We start from the raw sequence: 20141 nt of genomic DNA on the forward strand, positions 1-20141 counted from the left end.
TGGCTATACCTTTAAAGTGGGTGAAAATGCAGCGAAAAGCGCCAGCTACTTTATCCAGCCGAAAGCACAGGTCACCTGGATGGGGGTTAAAGCCGATGACCATAAAGAAGCCAATGGAACAAATGTTTCTGGCGAAGGTAATGGCAATATTCAAACCCGTTTAGGGGTAAAAGCCTTTATGAACAGTTATGCCGATCAGGATAAAGGCAAGGACCGGGAATTCCAGCCATTTGTGGAAGCCAACTGGATCCACAACACCAAAGACTTTGGCACCACCATGGATGGGGTGACCGTGAAACAAGCGGGGGCAGCCAATATTGCTGAGTTGAAACTGGGTGTAGAAGGCCAGTTAAGCAAAAAGGTGAATGTCTGGGGCAATGTTGGCCAGCAAGTGGGCAATAAGGGCTACAGCGATACTGCGGTGATGTTAGGGGTTAAATATAACTTCTAATATTGGCGAAGAAATTATAGATAAACCGACCGGGCAATTAAGCCCGGTTTTGTTTTTTACACTATTGCTGCCCTCGTTATTTGTTAAAGAGTAATGCTTTTTCTGTTTTAATAAAAAAACTCATCAAAAGTAAATATCATTATCGCAAGGCTCATTTATGGATTGCGAGAAGTACCCACTGATACCACAATTCTTTATTGTTAGAAGTGAATAAGAGAAATTTATCTGTCAAAAATAAGCGAAACGATAGCTGATAGAGTAACGAATAATACTTATGCGGCCATTAATATTTAAGCATTAAGTGGAATCAGAATAACCGACAGGTTTTTTAGTTACCAAACAACTAAAATTGGTATTTCATCTCTTTTAGTGAGCTGCAATTGGCTTGTTATATCGCGAGTTATTCTTTAATTATCTGATTAAAAATGAAGTGTAGAACTTATTACGCGGTGAGTAAAAAAATAACTATACTAAAAACTCACACTGACTCTGTGAATAGCCTTACCGACAATAAAGATAGCTGTTCCAGTGATGTGAACTGATTAAAATCACATTGCGCAATTAACTGTAATTTTGCGAGGTAGTTTATGCTACACGTTGATATTCCAGGCCGTGAAGAGTTTTCCCGCCTATCTGACATCCGTTCAGATGCTTGTATCTCTATTTACCTTGAAACCTCTCCGCAACGCCAAAAACTGGAAAGCAGTAAAATTCAGTTAGGTAACTTTATCAAGGCGGCATTGTTGCAGGTTGCTGATAAAGGTTTGGACAAACGCCGTCTTGCACTGTTGGAGGAAGAGCTTTATTCAGTGTTGGAAGATCCTGACTTTTGGGATTTGCATGCACGTAGCTTGGCAATTCTAGCCACGCCAGACAATATTTTAACTTATCGTTTAGCCAATGAGTTACCTAATCGGCTTGAGATTAGCGATCGTTTCTATCTTAAACCTTTATTACGAGCACTCACATTCCCTCATTCAGCTTATATATTAGCTTTGTCTGAAAATCAGGCCCGCCTTATTGAGTTTTTTGCTGATGTGCCGGCGGTAGAGGTCGCGGTCCCTAACATGCCATCTCATAAACGTGATGCTATGGGGGATGCATCATTAAATGATCACCACCATGGTGCGGTTCATCATAAGGTTCGACTGGCACAGTATACGCGCAAAATAGATCAAGCATTGAGACCTATATTTGCTAACCATGATTACCCGCTTATTCTCGTTAGCACCGAACCTTTGGCTTCTATCTATCGCTCAACTAACTCGTTATCTAATCTTACTGATGAAACGTTTTCCAGTAATGCAGAACATCTGGGTGTATCTGAATTAGTTACTCAGGTTCGTCCATTATTAGAACGTTATTATCAAGCACAGTTGAGTGCGCTGAAAGTACGTTTTGAAGCACGCGAACGCGAGCGGAGAGTTACGCAGGATTTATCCGATGCCGCGCGTGCAGCTACCTTTGGTGCTATTGATTTACTATTGATTAATATTGATAGCAACGTGAGTGGTGTTATAGATGACGAGGGGATAATTTCATTCGATGGTGATGAGGTGAGTTACGGCATCGTTGATGAGATTGCGAAACGCACTTTGGCAACCGGAGGTCGAGTGTTGGCGGTGCGAACTGCAGATCTACCCCATGGCGCTGAGCTGAATGCAATATTACGTTATCCACTGTAAATAAAGCATTAACAACAACAGACTCACTTTCTGTATCGTGAAAAATTAGTCCATAAAAAGCCTCATACTTGGGGCTTTTTATGGATTAATATCTACAGACCCACTGGATGGGAGTATTTATGTCTCAATTGTACTCAACAGCAATATTCTTCTCCCGATTTATGTTTATTGTATTGGTTTACTGTTGTGCTCACTTTCTTTTAATTCTGGTGCCGCAATGGGGATGTGACGGATATTAAAACCGGTTATACCTAGCACCAGAGTGATCAATGGTGCGGCAATATTAAACACAGCAAACGGCATATAGGCCATCGTTGATACGCCTAAAACGGCTGCCATATAAGCGCCACAAGAGTTCCACGGGACCAAGGGTGAGGTAACAATACCTGCGTCAGAGACTGCTCGTGACAGGTTTTCCGGTGCTAACCCACGCTTGGCAAATTCAGCTCGATACAGACGAGTGGGTAACAGCAGAGCAATATATTGATCGCCAGCGGCAATATTCAGCCCAATAGCGGTGGCAACCACGGATGCAATTAAGCGCCCGACGGTTCTGGCCCGCAACAGTAGCGGTGTCACCAGTTTATTCAGCAGGCCAAAGTCATCGACCATGATCCCGAAAGTGACGGCACCAATAATTAACCAGATGGTGAGTAACATACTGTCCATACCACCGCGCGAAAGTAGGGCGTCGATCTGTTCAATGCCAGAGTTCTCTTGAAAGCCGGTGGCCATAGCAAGCCAAATAGCTTTAATGGCAAGTAGTGGTGTGGCAATATCCGGTTCAGCAATAAAACGCAGAATAACCTGTGGTTGCATAAAAGAAGTCATGATGCCAGCGAGTAAGGCTGAACTCATGATGGCCAGAGAAGCGGGCACCTTCAATATCGATAATGTCAGCAAAAAGAACAGAGGCAGCAAGTTCCATGGCGTAATATGGAATAACTCATTGAAGCGGGTCATTTCATTATTGGTGACCGTCACATCAAAAGCACTGTGTTGATTCATGCCCAACACAATAAATGCAATCAGAGCAATTAACGCTGCCGGGACAGTGGTCCAGAGTTGTGTTCGAATATGTTTATACAGTTCTACCCCATTTAATTGTGCGGCAAGTACAGTACTTTCTGATAGCGGTGAAACTTTGTCACCTACGTAAGCCCCGGAAATTACTGCGCCAGCTGTTATTTCTGGCGATAAACCCAGCATATTAGCCAGACCGACGAGCCCAACGCCCAGAGTACCGGCAGTAGTCCAGGAACTGCCAATGCTCAGTGATACCCCGATACAGACGAGAAAGGCAATAGGGTAAAACCAATTAGGCGTGATCATCACAATACCGTAATACACCATCGTAGGAATGGTACCGGACATATTCCAAGTACCGATCAACGCGCCGACGGAGAAAAGAATAAATATTGCGCCGGAGACAGTCGCAATACCTTTACGCCCTGATTCAGAAATAGCATCCCAGCTATGACCATTTTTTAATATGATGATTGAAGTTATCATTGTGCTGATAATAATGGCCACTTGCAGTGGGCCATTTACAGCATTAAGGCCGAACAAGGCAACAGAAGCCCCAACCAGCACAATCAATGAGACGATGGGAATAAGAGCATCCAGATAACTGGGGGCTTTTATAGTTCGAGGAGATTTGGGGTCAATGTCCATGTATGCTCCATATACTATTTAGACGAACGAAATTTTTTAAAACTTAACATTTGAGTCTTGGGTTAACGGCTCTAAATTTAATCATAGTCGATTTCGACAACAGTATAAGAAGAATGTATTAATCTAATTATTTAATCGGGTATTTTTTCCTGTACTCCTATCGGCGCTGACGGGCAGGTGTGACTTATAGCCATTCAATAGGGAAGTTAAATGCTATATTACCTTTCCGCTCTTATTATAACTCAATGATTGGTAAAGAATTAAAAATAAAACATTTCTGTCTTAGGATATTTCTCACAAAAAAACGGATGCCTCTTATATCAACCACAAATTCTCTGATTTATGGTGCATTAATACATTCATTGAAAATTATACTTAAACCTGCTGGTGTTTTATCAAATACATCAATAACCATAACTAATATGGTTGCATTGATTTAATAAAATTCCGAGGAACACAACTATTCGGCAGGTATAGCTATGGGTAAATACATTTAAATTATGAATAGATTAAATAAATCAGCAACCTTTCAGGTCGTCATTCCTTCCGCCATGTCAGGGCTGATTCTCCTGCGCGTTCTTCCCGCAGCACAGGCGGTACCCTTACTTCTGGGGGGGATAGGCACCTTTAGTGGCCTGTCTGATGGTGAGTTTATTCAGCAGGGGCGTATTGTCGCGGGAGCTGATGATCGAGCGCCCGGAAGCCAGTGGCTACATAATGAAGGCGGCCATAACCGCTCACGCGATTCCCAAGATCAACTGCGCACTCAGAGTAACAGCAAAAGCAGAAAAGAATCACGGCTGTCGGGCTACAGCGCTCGGGCCTCGGTAGACGACTATAGCACCGGTGTGTACGGCACCTGGTCCAATAATACGGTTAATGGTCAGGATTGGGTGGCTGAAGAGTATAGATAAACCGACCGGGCAATTAAGCCCGGTTTTTTTATGCTGCAATAAAACAGCATTTAGTGAGATTCAGAATTTGTTGCGCTGGCATAATGCACACAAGAAGTACGCACATGAGATGTTAATTCTTCAATTAAACCATTTTTCGTATTAAATATATCTTCATAAATACGGTCACTGACTCTATTCACTATCTCTGATACAACTCTGTTTTTTTCTTTCAGATCTTTTTCAAATAGTTCATTTATTTTACTTTCTCCATTAATATATGTTAATACACAATGTTTTATTGAGGACTGTGCGCATGAAATATCGAGTTTTAAATTTTCATCAAAAAGATATCCATGGGCAGAGCTAAAGATAGCTGTCTTTTCTTCAATAGACATTTTAACACCTGATTTAATACAAGCATTATCTATTTGTTTATTAATGACTGCTGACAGATAGGTGGTCCTCTCTTCCTTTTTCCACATGTCAAATTTATCACCTTGGTTAATATTCTTGACGTCTCTAATTAGTTTGTCATAAATATCTGTATAATTTAGCGTGATATCCCTTCCCTGATATGAAATACATGCTTTTTCGTTTATCATAAATTTTACATTAGGGTTTGGAGAGGGCTGTGGCCAGTGGTTAAAGGTTACGGATAATACCTCATTGTCGAGATGAGTCTCTTGAGCGGCTGTTTTGATTAGCGGAGTATCAAAAATAAATGTTTTATCTAAAATAGTGTAATTACATAATTCACCATTTTGTTCGATATACAATAAGTCATCACCGTCATCACCTTTTATGTGTAACTTCCCAGTAGTTGAACTGTCAATATGGTCATTACAGAATCTGTCTTTGTATCCAGGTGAGGCTAGCTCTTTTAACCTAAAAAATATTTCTTCTATATCTTTATTTGTGAGATCAATTGTGGGGTTGCATAATTTATGTAAGCACAGTAATGCTTCACCTTGCCCCGTAGGGAAAAAGTAATTTATTATTTTCTCCCATAGTGTCATATGCGGCATAGAGTCTTTAGTAAATAATTCATTTATTTTATTGTCGCTAATATTTGCAGTAAAAAAAGAATTTCCAACAGTAAAACTCATAAACGCTACCTCCTGAAATTGAGCGTAATAAGTTATAAGTAATTTTAAGGGTGTTAACACTAAGTATTTCACCTGATTTTATAGGCTTTATAGTTCGATAGTCGTATGTTCTAACACTAATAACTGTGTTATAGCGACAAAACTGTGGCGCTAAGTACCAGTAGCCCAGTAGCCCAGTAGCCCAGTAGCCCAGTAGCCCAGTAGCCCAGTAGCCCTTATTACCCACTTGTTGACCATCATTACTCCAGAGATTGCTCCAATACCGGCAACATTGATTTGATTTTTTATCTGACACATGTATGATTGACTAATCACTCATTTAAGGCGAATATTATGGAAGGCGAATGTTATGGCAAGGCCACTAAACGAAGATAAGCGTAGAGCTATTTTGGATTCTGCTGTCCGTATCATTGCCAGCCAGGGGCTTGGTGCAACCACGGCTTTAATCGCCAAAGAAGCAGGTATCTCAACCGGCTCTTTATTCACGTATTTTCCGGATAAGGTGACACTTTTCAATCAGCTCTATCTGCATATCAAAACAGACGTCGCGGACGCACTGTTACAGGCTTTTCCTTTGCAGGCAGATATAAAAGAAAAGGCCTTCCATGTTTGGCAGTCCTATACTGTATGGGCCTGTAATCAACCTGAGCGTCGGGCTGCACTGCAGCAGTTGTCGGCTTCTCGAATTATCACTGAGGATACTCGCCAGCAGTCGATGTCTATGTTTGACGCAGTTAACCAAGTACTGTCTGAACTCGGTAAATCCGATCTCTGTCAGAACGTCGGGTTTATCACTGCCATTATGGCGTCACTGGCAGAAACAACGGTCGATTTTGCGGTTAAGGAACCGGAAAAAGCAGAGGAATATACTCTGAATGGCTTCCGGGCATTTTGGCGGACACTGGGAATGTAAGCTATATTTTTTTACTCAATAAATGACTGACTAATCAGTTTTATAGAAAAGATTGCATCTATTATTCGATGCTCTGGCTACACAACCAATCACTCCAGTCGGGAGAATATGATGAAACACATTACGCAACATTACATTAATGGGCAGTTTGTAAATTCAATTGGACAGGAGAAGTTTGAACTCGTAAATCCGTCCACTAACCGAGTCATTGGTACCGTCCAACTGGGCAATGAAGAGGATGCGCGACGGGCAATTGCTGCAGCGAAAGCCGCACTCAAAGCATATTCCCGCACCACTATTGAAGAACGGGCTGAATATCTTCAACGGCTCCATGATGCCATAGTGGCTCGGGGGGATGACCATGTACGAGCCTTAGTGGAAGAGTACGGTGGGCCAGTACAAATGGCGCAGTTCTTGGTAAAAGCCTCTGCGGACGCCATTCTAAGTGCCAAAGCAAGCTTGCCACATATCCCGTTTAAGGAAATGGTGGGGCAGACTGAAGTTTCTCTGCATCCGGTGGGCGTGGCAGGGCATATCACCCCCTGGAATGCCAATATTTTATATTTCTGTAATAAAACAGCGGCGGCTCTTGCCGCTGGGTGTACGGTTGTGACTAAGCCGAGTGAAATGAGCGCTCTTCAGACCCAGCTGATCATGGAGTGTGTTGATGCTGCCAAATTACCTGCTGGGCTTATCAATATTGTTAATGGGCGGGGCGATGTCGTTGGTGAGGAATTAACCCGAAATCCTGACGTCGCCAAAATTTCATTTACCGGATCAACAGCGATTGGGAAACATATCGCGAGTGCCGGGGCTGCTACCCTGAAAAGGGTGACACTTGAGCTTGGTGGTAAGTCAGCGCACATTGTTCTCGATGATGCCGATTTACATAAAGCGATGCCATTTATTCTTTCCGCTGGCTTCATGAACAGTGGACAAGCCTGCGTCGCTGGCACGCGAATTCTGGTGCCAGAAAGCCGTCGCGATGAAATCACATTGGCGCTGAAACAGGCTGTCGAACAAATTAAAGTTGGGCTACCAGGAGAATCGGATACAGCTATCGGGCCAATGGTATCGCAAAAACAGTATCAGCGGGTTCAAGACTATATTCAGAAAGGTATTGAAGAGGGGGCTGAAATACTCACCGGCGGGCTAGGTCATCCTGAAGGTCTGGAAAGCGGCAATTTTGTAAAACCGACGGTATTTGTGAATGTCACTAATGATATGTCAATCGCAAGGGAAGAAATTTTCGGGCCGGTACTCTGTGTAATGTCCTATAAAACTGAACAGGAAGCGATTGAAATAGCTAATGATTCACCGTATGGGCTTGCCGGCTATGTTAGTAGCGAAGATGTCGATCGCGCGCGAAAAGTCGCAGAGCAGATGGATACCGGAGGAGTTTCCATTAATGCTTTCAGTCACACGCCATTTGCGCCATTCGGCGGTGTTAAACAGTCAGGTCTTGGTAGAGAGAATGGCACATATGGCATTAAGTCTTACCTTGAGTATAAAACGATCGCCTAAGCTTCATTGCCGGTGAATATATTCTGGATGGATAAAATCCGATAAGTTTTATATCTGAGACATTTGTATGGACAGAATCTGGGGGAAAATCCCCCAGATTTTAAAATACTGGGAGTGTGTATATGAATATTTTGATTTATGGTGCGTCTGGCATGGTGGGGCAAGGTGTTTTGCGTGAATGTCTTCTGGCGGAAGATGTGCATCATGTGACGGCGGTTGTACGCTCATCTCTGCCAGTTACCCACCCTAAACTGGTACAATTCGTGACGCCCGATCTGACTGAGATTCCAGAATCAGGTGATGCTAATAGCCACTATGATGCGTGTTTCTACTGCTTGGGTATTAGCTCCTCCGGTATGTCTGAAGAGAAATACAGCCATTTCACGTATGATTTAACACTCAAAATAGCGCCCCGTTTGGTGAAATTAAACCCTGATATGGCGTTTATCTATGTGTCAGGCGCGGGTACAGATAGCTCTGAACAGGGTAAAAGCATGTGGGCGCGTGTTAAAGGAAAAACAGAGAATGCGATCCTGAAACTGGGCTTTGCTTCAGCATGGATGTTTCGCCCGGCAGTGATACAACCGTTGAATGGTGCCCGTTCTAAAACAGCAAGTTATCGAATTTTATATCAGTTGATGGCACCTGTACTTCCTCTTTTGAAGCGGATGTTCCCGGATGCTATTCTGACAACTGAAGATATGGGGAGGGCTATGCTGAATGCAGTGCGTTATGGCTATAAAAAGCCCATTTTGGAAAAAACGGATATTAGCAGGCTGGCTCGAGGTGGAAACAAATAAGATAATTTATATAGATTGCGCCAGCCCATATCATGTTGGCTAACTCGCACCTTCTCTCTTTGCAAATTTTATGGCTAAATCAGTTTAATCGATTATAAACTGAATATCCGTCAGCACTCTCCGGCCTCCGAGGCGCATTAGTCGCACCTCGGCGAAAACGGGGGATAATTGATTAAGGGAAAGTAAATAATTACTCTACTGTCCAAGCTTCACTAAATTCGGTATCTGCAAAAAGCTCAGCAAGGCCGGTGATCTGTTTCAGTCTAAGGACTTCGTCAAGGCTCATTCCCAGCTCTTTACTTATTTGGTCATCCTTCCAGCCCAAACGACAAAGGTCACGCACAATATCCGACATAGCTGTAATCTGATGTTTACCTCTGGCTCTGTTATGCCTGATAGTTGCGCTAATACGTTCTCTTTCTCCTTGTCGTTCTCTATTTATTCGCGTGACAGGTAAATAGCCTTTCAAACGTTTATTGAGTGATGGGTGTGAGTTAGCGACCTGATGGCGATGAAACCCATCAACAACAATATGTTTAGCCTCTTCCGATGACACGACAATTGGCTGAGTGAAGCCATCAAGCTCTATAGAGCGGGTTAACAGTTTTTTTTCTACTGTAGCCATCACATTAGGATTATAGTCATTGGCTTCAATTGAACTGGCTTTAACCCAGACAACACAATCAACAGGCTCATCATAAAACGGGCTATGTTCGTGAATTAGGTGTCTTAGTTCATTAATAGCCTTTATTTTCTGATGAAGGTCGTCAATAGACTCAAGATATTCAATTAGAACTTTGGTTATTTTTGATGACATTACAATATTCTCCATTCTGCTCTTTTTTTCTCTATGTTTTTACAGTAACGCTCATAATGGGCTGATTTTGTAGGGCTGAATGAGAGTGCTTTGCACCAAAAATCATTTTTTATAATTGTCTTACAGATCCTGCGCCAGGAAGGTATATCCCGATAACCCAGATCGTTATCTTGTGCATCTGGTATATCTTCTGGATAACCTCTGGTCTTAAACCAGCGGAGGTAAACGAAGATCTTATTGCGGTAATGGTCGGCTGTTTTCTGAGGCATATTTTCGAGAAGAAAGAGGGCGTAACTTCGCCAAGTATAATGTTCAGGCTTACGGACTTGTTTTCTCAATGCATAATAGTCACCACTTTGGTTGGCATAAATAGCGCCACAGTGAGCGCCATTAACGCGCAGACACATTTTTTCCCAGGTATCGGGTTCAATAATATGGAATAGCCATAAACCAATTCTCTGTTCCGGGCCAAACGGCTCACAGACACGCATGTTCCGAGGGGGAACGCCAGCACGATACATTAGGTCATATAGGGCGTTATAAGGTAGTTTTGAGCGAGCATTGAAGGCCCAGATATCCTGTGTTTGCCAATCGTATAATGGATAACATGTGTAGCTAAACCCTTCGGTAGATGCAGTAGTCCAGGGTTTATCTTCAGCAAACCTAATTTTCTTCTGAGAGGTTAAGGCCAGATAGCGGTTGAGTGATTCACTGGTCCTGATACCGATAAGTGATGCCAAACTCTTTCCGCCAGCCAGCCAGTTGGAAAATGCAGGAACAAACTCCTCGAATGTCATTGGATAACGATAAAAAGGGAAATAATTCTGCTCAGTAATCGCCTCTGCGGGGGGCTGGCGAACCCAATGCTGCCCCGGCTCCCAAGCTATCCATTCAGGCTGATATTGAGAGACTGCGTTGACGGTTTTTAATGGCAAAGCAACCCAGTAAAACTGACTAATAACATCGCTATACATTGTTTTTAGGGCTTGAATATGACTAATGGTGAGCGAATATTGAGCCTCCCAGTCAATAAAGAGCACAGAGAATTTTTGTCGTTTCTTTCGTGCAACAGCCGCTGCCAAATGAAGTAACACTGTAGAGTCTTTGCCACCAGAAAAAGATAGACAGACTTGATTGAAAGAATCGAAAACCCAATCTATTCGCATCAGTGCAGCATCAAAAACATTCATCCCTATTTTTATTTTTTTCATCCGCATCTCCTACATGATTATTTGGGAAAATTATATTTATTTTCTATTCTCGGCACTTTACGTTAAATCAAAAAAAGCAGGTAAACAGTGAGGGTAAATAATCATTTTTTTGAGGAGTCTTGGGGCTGAAAATTTATGTCACATAAAGTGACTATGATTGGGCTATAGCGATAAAACATCTGCGCTCGAATTTATGCTCGCATTTGTCTCATCCAAGTAGAACATGGCAATAAGCATACTTGATCCACGACTAAATACAGTAATATATCGCTACGATATTGTCAGCGCTAGCATTGATTGTTGAATGGATTGCTGGCCGTGGAATACATCCACACTCAGTAGATTTAGCTGCATTGTTGGCGGGAATTAATGCGATTGCACGGGTTTGTGCATAACCGGCTATTTTATTTTTAAGGGGTGTAAATTTCTGAGGATAGGTTCCCTTTAACTAAATGAGTAAAATATGATTTTTTCTTCAGTAGAAAGAGGCCTGCATCGTTATCTGAGTGTTCATATATTCTGTTAGGCGGAAAATTAAGCTATAAGTAATTAAGACTAGGAAATCACAATGAAAACCCTGCATTAGCAAGGTTTTAGAGATTCTCTATTTGGGGCTGACTATATCGATAAGTTATTAATATAAGGTCAGTCTGATGGTTTGGTCTCCACTTAGAATCTATATTGCATGCCAACAGATACTGTATAATTCATATTTTCTATGCCAGCAGCATCACCACCGACATAGCCTTTATTCCCAGTGGTTCTATCGATGATTTCAGAGCCGCCTTTACCTTCCTCATACTTGCTGAGGCTTAGCTCTGTATAAACTTTGGCGTTAGGTGTTACGTAATAACCGGCATCAACAGTGGCGGAATAATAGCGTGAATTATTGCTTTTATCGTGAAAAGTAAGATTGCGAGCATAATGCTCATCATTATCTTTTGCAGTAACCCAAGGGCTAAATTTTAATAATGCATTAAATTCAAAATCTTGATAGCGATACATACCAGCCAGCCCTAAGTAGGGCATGCTAAACTGCTGATTGTAAGCTATAACTGGTGCGTCAGGAGGGATGTTACCAGTCCTTGCACCGTTATCATAGCTATAGCTCCCTCCAGATGCTGCCCAGCTAAATCTGGTTTTTTGATAACCGAATATTGTTCCAACACGATATTCAGGCGTATTTAGAACCCACCCTTTTACATTCACATCAAACTCGTTGGCATGGTTCAGTTGTGTATTTGGATGAGTAGACCAGTGCGACCAATTAGACTGCCCTGGGGTTAACCAATCGTAGTCATCCATACCCGACGAGCTGGAGGCGAGTGATGTCCAGCCGCGGGCATTTAATGTTAACCAATTAAAGGCATTCCAAGAGATATCTCCTTTAATGATGGCTGTGTTTTTAATTTTCCAATTTAACTCACTTAACTTTTGTCCATTATCCGTGTCGTAGACATACTCTTTAGATTCGCCGCCCAAGAATCCGAGAGCGATACTGGTTTTAATACTGTCCGAATTTAAATTAATATTATTGTCTGCAAATGCAGGCGAAACTACGGTAAATGCACTGAGTGCTACCAAAATACCCTTTATCATCACAAAAGATTCCTTGTCTTTAAATTAACTACCGCGATTCTTTCAATGAAATTACAGTTAGATACTGAAAATAGATCTCGCCTACCTAATAATCTATAAATGCTCCATGCCAGGTAAATAAAAAAGTCCAATGCCTCTAATGGCATTATTAAATATCACATCTAATTTAAACGATTAATAAATAGGCCTTATGAATGCTTTCATGAGTGTACTGGGATTTATTTTAATGATATTTATTGCATTAATCTGTTAGTAAGGCTGTATTCATAAACTGAATGCATTTATTACTCACTGCCTTAGAGTAAAGGCCAACAGGTTTCAATTGCAGTACCAAGGATAGGGCGGCTTTACCTTGGTTAATCAGCCAGTTGCCACTAGCTCGGTAACAAAAAATAGATATTTATGATAAAACATTAGTGAGGTCCGCAAAAAATGTATTAGTGTGATAACTGTGGTATGTAGTCAATAGCCTATATCTTGTCATCGAGACCTCGCTTCGGCGGGGTTTTTTGTTATATAGGGGGTGTCAAAACAGATAATCGGAAATACAGTTTTTAGACCAGCTGACATCGCTAACATTTTCTTGGTGCAGCGGCTACACAAGCAAACAGTTATTTTACTGAATCCTACACCGTCGTGAAATATCGCTGGCGGTGATTTATTTCTCCAAGCCGATGATTAATTTCTCGGCTTTTTTTTGTTCAACTAAAAGGTGTTTATCTATTATGTCTACAAATTCAACTTTGAAATATCCAGTAGTGTTAGTTCATGGCTTATTTGGTTTTGATAAAATCGCCGGGATTTATCCTTACTTTTATGGTGTTGAGGAGCCACTGAAAAAAGCAGGCGCAGATGTATTTATTGCCACGATTTCCGCAACCAACAGTAACGAAGTCCGTGGTGAGCAATTACTGAAATTTATCAAAGAAGTCATGGCAAAAACCGGGGCGAAAAAAGTTAATCTCATTGGCCACAGCCAAGGGCCATTGGCATGCCGCTATGTTGCCGCGACACACCCAGAGCTGGTGGCTTCTGTTACTTCCGTGAATGGGGTTAACCATGGCTCGGAAATTGCCGATCTGGTTCGCTCTGCGTTGACGCCTGATCGTCTTCCTGAGCAAATTGTTAACACTATCATGTCTGCTTTTGGTGCATTTGTTTCCCTGCTGAGCGGGAAGCCTTTCTTGCCTCAGGATTTTATGGAATCTATTAATGCACTGACCACAGAGAATGTCGCCAAGTTTAATACTCAATATCCACAGGGTTTACCCGAAGTTTGGGGAGGCGAAGGGAAGGAGTTTGATAATGGGGTTTACTATTATTCATGGGGAGGATATCTGGGCTATAACCCACTCACTGAAGGCATGAACAACCTCGACCCACTGCACCATTCATTGGTTGCTTTATCTCTTTTGTTCACCAAAGAGCGTTACCAGAATGATGGTATGGTCGGGCGCTATAGTATGCACCTAGGTAAAGTGATTCGTTCGGATTATAAGTTAGATCATGTAGATGCCGTTAACCAAACAGCTGGCATGGTCAGTAGTGAAATTGACCCGGTTAAATTGTATGTAAACCATATTGAGCTTTTGAAATCAAAAGGCCTTTAATAAAATCAGCCCCCTCTCTAACCGGAGGGTGTTAATGACTTATTAGATATCATGCTATCTATTGTGTCTCAGATCCTTTAACTAAATTCTTTCAGATTTCAACGCGTTTGGCTTGGTAGCTAACAAGCCGCTTGATCTGTGCCTACAATTCGAAATACTGTATATAACAACAGTATTGATGATGTGGCAGCCGTTTTATTTAAGGTTCTAGTGGGGGAGCGTTCAAGCCACTAGGTGTTTGTGGAGAATTAACAAGATATGGTCCAAATGAGTGCATATGGGAATCCCGCTGCGGATTACACAGAACGACCACTGGATCTGAATGAGTTATGTATTGCTCACCCAGCCGCGACTTATTTTGTCCGTGTATCAGGAGATTCTATGATTGGTGCGGGTATTTATGACGGCTCACTGCTGGTTGTTGACCGCAGTGTTACACCAAAGCATGGCGACATTATTATTGCGGCGATCAGTGGGGAATTAACAGTGAAAAAACTGTGTCTGCATCCGGCTGCGCAACTGGAAGCCATGAATCCAAATTATATCCCTATCATTCTGAATGATGGTGGTGATGGTTTAGAAACGTTCGGTGTTGTGAGATACGTTATTAATGAGGCTTCACATGTTTGCCCTCGCTGATGTGAATTCTTTTACGCATCCTGTGAGTTAGTATTCCGGCCGGACTTGCAGGGTAAGCCGATAGTCGTACTTTCTAATAACGATGGCTGTGTCATTGCGCGAAATCGTGAAGCGAAATTGGCTGGGGTAAGAATGGGTGAACCTTACTTCCAACTGCGCAAGCTTATTCAGCGATATGGTGTTTTTACATTCAGCAGCAACTATGAACTTTATACTGATATGTCGAATCGGGTTATGACCGTGCTGGAAGCGATGTCTCCAGTGACAGAGATCTATTCAATCGATGAGGCGTTTTTGAAGGTATCCGGCGTACAGAATTGCATAAGTTTGGAGCAATTTGGCCGAGATATTCGCCAGCGTGTATTGCAGTGTACCGGCCTTACTGTTGGTGTAGGGATAGCCCAGACGAAAACACTGGCAAAACTGGCTAACCACGCGGCAAAGCAGTGGAGTAAGACCGGAGGCGTGCTGGATTTGTCCGACCCCCTCAGGCAGCGTAAGTTGCTTGCGATAACGCCAGTACAGGATATATGGGGAATTGGTCACCGTATTGGCAACAAACTGAATTCACTTGGTATTAATACGGCATTACAGCTGGCCGATATGAATTCTCAGTTTGTGCGTAAAAACTTTAATGTCGTGTTAGAGCGAACCGTCAGAGAACTTAATGGCGAGCAGTGCCTAGAGCTTGAAGAGTTTATCCCAACCAAGCAGCAGATAATATGCAGCCGATCCTTTGGTGAGAAGATCACGGATTATCAGGCTATGCGCGAGGCTATCTGCGAATATGCCGTTCGTGCTGCTGAAAAGCTGCGTGGCGAGCATCAATATTGTAGGCAGATAGCCGCCTTTATTAAAACCAGCCCGTTTGCATCTGATGGCCCATATTACGGGAATGTTGTAAGCACTAAACTGCATATTCCCACCCAAGATTCACGCGACATTATAGCCGCGGCATTAAGATGTCTTGATGCGATATGGAAAGATGGACATCGCTATCAAAAGGGCGGGGTAATGCTAGGTGATTTTTACAGCCAGGGAACTGTGCAATTGGGGCTTTTTGATGATAACCAGCCAAAGGCTAACAGTGCAGCGCTGATGGAAGTACTGGATGGGATAAATAAATCAGGCAAGGGTAAGGTCTGGTTTGCCGGACAAGGTATCCAGAAAGCATGGCAAATGAAACGCAAAATGTTATCGCCTGCCTATACAACTCGTTGGTCTGAGCTGCCCATCGTCAGCTAAGCAGGAGAATAAACAAGCAATATTGTATATCTGCTAAATATTGTTGAAACCCCGTTTAATACTTTATTGTGATCAGATTTGTTATCAACCCTATATATGTTCTGTCGCCCCCAAATAGTGAACGAATAGCAGCAAAGAAACCTCACCAAAGCAGCGAGGTTTCTTGTTAGTACAGGGAATAGCTCAGTTCGGGTTATGCATGATAACTATTAACGGACCACAAGAACGGAGCATTTTGCGTGGCGGACTACTGCCGCAGCATTTGAACCCAGTAAATAAGTCATTATGCCGGGCCGATGTGATGCAATGATAATCAAGTCTGCCCGGATTGAATCGGCAATTCTCAGTATCTCATCTTTAGGGGAGCCTGAGGCTACATGCTTTTTGATCCTATCCGCTGGAATATCAAACTTATCAATAAGTTCTGAAAGTTTGGATAATGCTTCGTTTTTAATCTGCTCTTGATCTGGAGCTTCCCCTGAATAGGCGAGCCCTAGAGAGGCATAATAAGGAAACGTCGGAATGACCGTCAGGAAATGAACGTGAGCGACATCAGTAATGTTTGCCTGTGCCTCAACATGTGCAATGACTTGTTGGGTAAACTCAGGATCTGAAATGTCCACAGGCACCAAAATAGAGTGATACATACATCCTCCTATTTGTTTTATAACCCGCCGTAATTATAGCGGCTTATTTCAAATCAACTGTGGCATAGATCATTGTTATTTCAATTAGAACATTGAGAGTAGCAAGGCAACCGGTAGGCTCAAGGGCCAGGTTATACCGATAAGAAATGATGAAATCCATCTTACTAACAGGCTCTGATCGCGAGTCAGGGGGAAGATGATGCCAGTCGCGACAACAACGCCAATCCCGTAAATGCAAAGCAGGATAAATCCAGTGCTCATGGGGCAATTTTCCTTTTGTCCATGCTATTTGCTTATTATCGACGAAAGAGCCTCTGTGTTGGCACGGTCATTCAAATTATAGGGCAGGGCAATTTGCATGGTCATTTTTGTTTCGACACATCAGTGACTCAATCCATTTTGCACACATTTTTAACTGATAAATGGCTATCTTGAAAGCTAAATTCCATATTTGGACACATAGTGCCGGAATCTATTTTGCTATATAAGACAAATAACCTGCCACGCCTCCTTTTCCGCCATCTTTCGGATGATTCACACCATCCACGACTTTAACAGAAGGAAAGTCGAATGGAGATACGCCTTCTATGCAGGCAACATTAACGCCATATTGATTTGGATTAGAACGACGCTGATGAAAGGTATAGATACCACATGCTGAGCAGAAGTAATGGGCGGCTGCTCTGGTATTAAAACGATACTCAGTGAGTTTGTCTTTTCCCTTAATAATATCAATAGATTGCGCTGACACCACGACGGCACCCCGCATACGACAAAACGAACAATTGCAGCGAAGGGCAGTATTAAACCCGTCGATAAGCTCAACATTAAAGACTATGGCCCCGCAATGGCATTGAGCTGACATTTTATTTGGCATAGTAATCTCCATATAATCATTCGACAGTATTGGCAGTTGGGTAATTGATTGTGAGATAGATAACCGTTTTAATTTACACCTCTTATACCCATCGTACAGTTATCCCATTTTATTCGCGGCGGCTCTTACTGTCGCTAACCGTCTTTTTTCTATAAGTGGTGCCAGTTGATCTTTTACTTGTTTAAGCAAATCTGCAGCAGCTGTTCGTGGTGAGCCCGAGGTAAATGGGGGCTCTGGATCGTACTCCATATTCAATTGAATCTTTTGAGCAACATTATCGCCATAAATAGCTGCCACGACACTCAGGGCAAAGTCGATTCCAGATGTCACTCCCGCGCCGGTGATTCGGTTGCGGTCTCGTACCACTCGTGCATTTACAGGTTCGGCACCCAACAGAGCAAGTTGATCTAACGAAGCCCAGTGAGTGGTGGCTTTATATCCTTGAAGAAGACCCGCAGCACCTAGAATAAGAGCCCCTGTACATACCGAAGTAACCAATTTGGACTGCGCGCTGTGGTGCCTAATGAACGAGAGTGTTTCTTCATCCTCCATCAAATCTATTTGCCCTGGGCCACCGGGGATACAAATCACATCCAACTTTGGACATGTATCGAATGTGACTGTTGGCAATATAGCCATGCCGCGGTCAGAGATGACAGGCTCGCTATTTTTCCAAATAAGATGAACTTTAGTATTCGGTGCTCGGGCAAAAACCTCATAAGGGCCAGTTAGGTCAAGTTGGGTTAATGCTGGGAACAGAAGTAACCCAATGGATATGCAGGAAGAATCAGTCATGAAGAAATCCTTTAAAAATAGGAATTATTACGGCCCCGGTTCTATAGGTGTGTTTTTAAATACATCAATATTGGTTTGCATGTGATAAGGCGGTGATGTTATCGACACATTGGATCGCGGATAATTGCGCCGTATCTAGCTGTAAGTGAATTCTATCCCATGGTTCATAGTGCCGGTTGATAACCTTCTTCCAATCAGGCAGCGTGAGTCCTTTAATATCGGGTGTTCGGCTTTCTACTCGCAGCCGATGTTCATCGAGATTGGAGCAAATAATTTCAACTTCTAAAAAGGGTACATTTGCCGATAGAGCAATATCACGATAGGCATTGCGTGTAAGAGTCATGGGATTGACGGAGTCAGTAATCACCGTTGAGCCGAGACGTAAGTTTTCTCGCGCTAATTCATAAGCGACAAAATAACCGGTAGGGCCCATTGCCATATTTTCACCCGCAGAATCAGCAGAGCGAATCGCTTGTTCTATAGTATCAATGCGCAAGTAGATGGCTTTTAATCGTTCAGCCAACAAACGGGCGATGGTGCTTTTTCCCGTGCCAGGTAAACCGCCAAAAATGATTAACATTGCTTATCTCCTTATAATACATATCTATTATTTTACATGGCTGCATTGTTGGCTGATTATCTGAGGAGGTAGAGCCGGACTCCCTCATCTACATTCTCCCTCATGCCCTACAAAATCTCAGCGAGATTTTGAGCCTTAGCTTCAGAGGCTATTTCTGGCATTAAGCATTCCTGCATGCACTCCATAAAGACTCTCATTGCTGGGCTGACAAACTTACCAGCATGATGGGCACATAATGCAGTAATTGTTAGCGGTATATCTGAAAAATGAAGTTGCTGTAGCTCGCCTGACTGGAGTTCTTTTTCAACCGTGAAGCGAGGTAAGAAAGTGACACCAAGGTTACTTGCTACGCATCGTTTAATACTTTCAATACTCCATAACTCAATGGTGTTTTCAAGTGTAATACTGCGTTGACGTAGTGTGCTTTCAAAAAGCTGACGAAAAATGCACTGAGGTTCATTAATAATGAAGCTCACCGGTAAATGCTGGTTCGGGCGGGTAAAATCCATTTCTTTGAGCAACGGTGATGCGACTAAAACCAGCTCCTGCTCACCAAAATTTGTCATATGCAATGCGTCATCATTGCCGACACGGTAGAAAACACCTAAATCAGCCTCATCCGCCAGTAATGCATCGCGTATGACATAGCAATTAAGTGATTGCAGGGATAAGCGAACTTTTGGCGCTTTCATTTTAAAGCGCTGCAACACTTGCGGCATTTTGTATGCCAGTAAGGTTTCGCCTGTTGCGACCCGAAGTTCACCTGTTGGCTCAGTGTCCTGTTGTGCTGCTTGACGTATCCCCGCCATCACTCGTGTGAGTTCATACACATGAGGCATTAAGTTTTTCCCGGCTTCAGTAAGCAACATACGACGGCCTATTTTTTCAAACAGTTGCATCGATAGTTCTTGTTCTAATTGCTGAATATGGAAGGTTACCGTTGATTGCGTACAGCACAGTTTTCGTGAGGCTCGCACAAAAGAACCTTCTTCCACTACAGTTTTTAGCGTAATAAATCGGCGTAAATCCATGGAGTTGTCCTGTCAATTAATCGAAATTATTGAATTGATAA

Annotated in this window: 19 protein-coding genes and 1 pseudogene; 9 read left to right on the top strand and 11 right to left on the bottom strand. The window is 42.7% G+C overall.

The window, feature by feature from the left end:
* Positions 1-451 (top strand): autotransporter outer membrane beta-barrel domain-containing protein (locus FTA96_RS11460; protein ID WP_145573855.1); only part of this gene is annotated, 451 nt, incomplete at its 5' end.
* Between the two features lie 587 nt (positions 452-1038).
* On the top strand, positions 1039-2136 hold the full coding sequence (locus tag FTA96_RS11465) for a baeRF11 domain-containing protein (RefSeq protein ID WP_050109673.1): 1098 nt from the start codon (positions 1039-1041) through the stop codon (positions 2134-2136).
* A gap of 165 nt (positions 2137-2301) precedes the next feature.
* Here FTA96_RS11465 and FTA96_RS11470 read toward each other — a convergent pair whose 3' ends face one another.
* A complete protein-coding gene (locus tag FTA96_RS11470) occupies positions 2302-3810 on the bottom strand; it encodes a Na+/H+ antiporter NhaC family protein (protein ID WP_050109672.1) in 1509 nt (502 codons plus the stop codon).
* 500 nt (positions 3811-4310) lie between these two features.
* Between FTA96_RS11470 and FTA96_RS11475 the strand changes: the two genes are divergently transcribed.
* Entirely contained in the window at positions 4311-4724 is a 414-nt protein-coding gene (locus tag FTA96_RS11475; RefSeq protein ID WP_391592628.1) for a hypothetical protein, read from the top strand.
* 50 nt (positions 4725-4774) lie between these two features.
* Here FTA96_RS11475 and FTA96_RS11480 read toward each other — a convergent pair whose 3' ends face one another.
* Positions 4775-5812, bottom strand: a complete 1038-nt coding sequence (locus FTA96_RS11480; protein WP_145573856.1) for a hypothetical protein — start codon at positions 5810-5812, stop codon at positions 4775-4777.
* Between the two features lie 349 nt (positions 5813-6161).
* On the opposite strand from FTA96_RS11480, the gene FTA96_RS11485 reads away from it, so the two are divergent.
* The 3 genes from FTA96_RS11485 (at position 6162) to FTA96_RS11495 (ending at position 9049) form a co-directional block, all read left to right on the top strand.
* The gene (locus FTA96_RS11485) at positions 6162-6725 is read left to right on the top strand and encodes a TetR/AcrR family transcriptional regulator (protein ID WP_050109668.1); all 564 of its coding nucleotides are present in this window, start codon (positions 6162-6164) and stop codon (positions 6723-6725) included.
* Between the two features lie 111 nt (positions 6726-6836).
* Positions 6837-8249 carry an aldehyde dehydrogenase family protein gene (locus tag FTA96_RS11490; RefSeq protein WP_145573865.1) on the top strand — a complete coding sequence of 471 codons (1413 nt, stop codon included), beginning with the start codon at positions 6837-6839 and terminating at the stop codon, positions 8247-8249.
* Positions 8250-8371: 122 nt separating this feature from the next.
* Positions 8372-9049, top strand: coding sequence for an NAD-dependent epimerase/dehydratase family protein (locus tag FTA96_RS11495; RefSeq protein WP_145573858.1), 678 nt, complete (start codon positions 8372-8374; stop codon positions 9047-9049).
* A 190-nt stretch (positions 9050-9239) separates the two neighbouring features.
* Here FTA96_RS11495 and FTA96_RS11500 read toward each other — a convergent pair whose 3' ends face one another.
* From FTA96_RS11500 to FTA96_RS11510, 3 genes are all read right to left on the bottom strand, one after another.
* Entirely contained in the window at positions 9240-9866 is a 627-nt protein-coding gene (locus tag FTA96_RS11500; protein ID WP_050109665.1) for an IbrB-like domain-containing protein, read from the bottom strand.
* The gene (locus tag FTA96_RS11505) at positions 9866-11077 is read right to left on the bottom strand and encodes a phosphoadenosine phosphosulfate reductase (protein WP_050136332.1); all 1212 of its coding nucleotides are present in this window, start codon (positions 11075-11077) and stop codon (positions 9866-9868) included. Before FTA96_RS11505 ends, FTA96_RS11500 begins: the two co-directional genes overlap by 1 nt.
* 669 nt (positions 11078-11746) lie before the next feature.
* Positions 11747-12676, bottom strand: coding sequence for an omptin family outer membrane protease (locus tag FTA96_RS11510; protein WP_145573862.1), 930 nt, complete (start codon positions 12674-12676; stop codon positions 11747-11749).
* A gap of 725 nt (positions 12677-13401) precedes the next feature.
* Here FTA96_RS11510 and FTA96_RS11515 point away from each other — a divergent pair.
* From FTA96_RS11515 to umuC, 3 genes and pseudogenes are all read left to right on the top strand, one after another.
* Positions 13402-14286: a lipase family alpha/beta hydrolase gene (locus tag FTA96_RS11515; RefSeq protein WP_050109663.1), complete on the top strand. Its 885-nt coding sequence runs from the start codon at positions 13402-13404 to the stop codon at positions 14284-14286.
* A 267-nt stretch (positions 14287-14553) separates the two neighbouring features.
* Positions 14554-14925, top strand: a complete 372-nt coding sequence (gene umuD, locus FTA96_RS11520; RefSeq protein WP_235895944.1) for a translesion error-prone DNA polymerase V autoproteolytic subunit — start codon at positions 14554-14556, stop codon at positions 14923-14925.
* Positions 14909-16170 (top strand): annotated as a pseudogene (umuC, locus tag FTA96_RS11525) (translesion error-prone DNA polymerase V subunit UmuC). Before umuD ends, umuC begins: the two are co-directional and overlap by 17 nt.
* Before the next feature lie 209 nt (positions 16171-16379).
* Here umuC and uspF read toward each other — a convergent pair.
* From uspF to FTA96_RS11555, 6 genes are all read right to left on the bottom strand, one after another.
* Positions 16380-16817: a universal stress protein UspF gene (uspF, locus tag FTA96_RS11530; protein ID WP_050109661.1), complete on the bottom strand. Its 438-nt coding sequence runs from the start codon at positions 16815-16817 to the stop codon at positions 16380-16382.
* A gap of 84 nt (positions 16818-16901) precedes the next feature.
* Positions 16902-17078, bottom strand: a complete 177-nt coding sequence (locus FTA96_RS11535) for a GhoT/OrtT family toxin (protein WP_050109660.1) — start codon at positions 17076-17078, stop codon at positions 16902-16904.
* Positions 17079-17289: 211 nt separating this feature from the next.
* Entirely contained in the window at positions 17290-17694 is a 405-nt protein-coding gene (locus FTA96_RS11540) for a GFA family protein (protein ID WP_145573863.1), read from the bottom strand.
* A gap of 99 nt (positions 17695-17793) precedes the next feature.
* A complete protein-coding gene (locus FTA96_RS11545) occupies positions 17794-18489 on the bottom strand; it encodes a DJ-1/PfpI family protein (RefSeq protein WP_050121205.1) in 696 nt (231 codons plus the stop codon).
* Positions 18490-18553: 64 nt separating this feature from the next.
* Positions 18554-19069 carry an AAA family ATPase gene (locus tag FTA96_RS11550; protein WP_050136341.1) on the bottom strand — a complete coding sequence of 172 codons (516 nt, stop codon included), beginning with the start codon at positions 19067-19069 and terminating at the stop codon, positions 18554-18556.
* A gap of 107 nt (positions 19070-19176) precedes the next feature.
* On the bottom strand, positions 19177-20100 hold the full coding sequence (locus FTA96_RS11555; RefSeq protein WP_050121206.1) for a LysR family transcriptional regulator: 924 nt from the start codon (positions 20098-20100) through the stop codon (positions 19177-19179).
* Positions 20101-20141 lie beyond the last annotated feature (41 nt).

Origin of the sequence: Yersinia alsatica (genome assembly GCF_902170305.1) — a bacterium.
Classification (GTDB): Bacteria; Pseudomonadota; Gammaproteobacteria; order Enterobacterales; family Enterobacteriaceae; genus Yersinia; species Yersinia alsatica.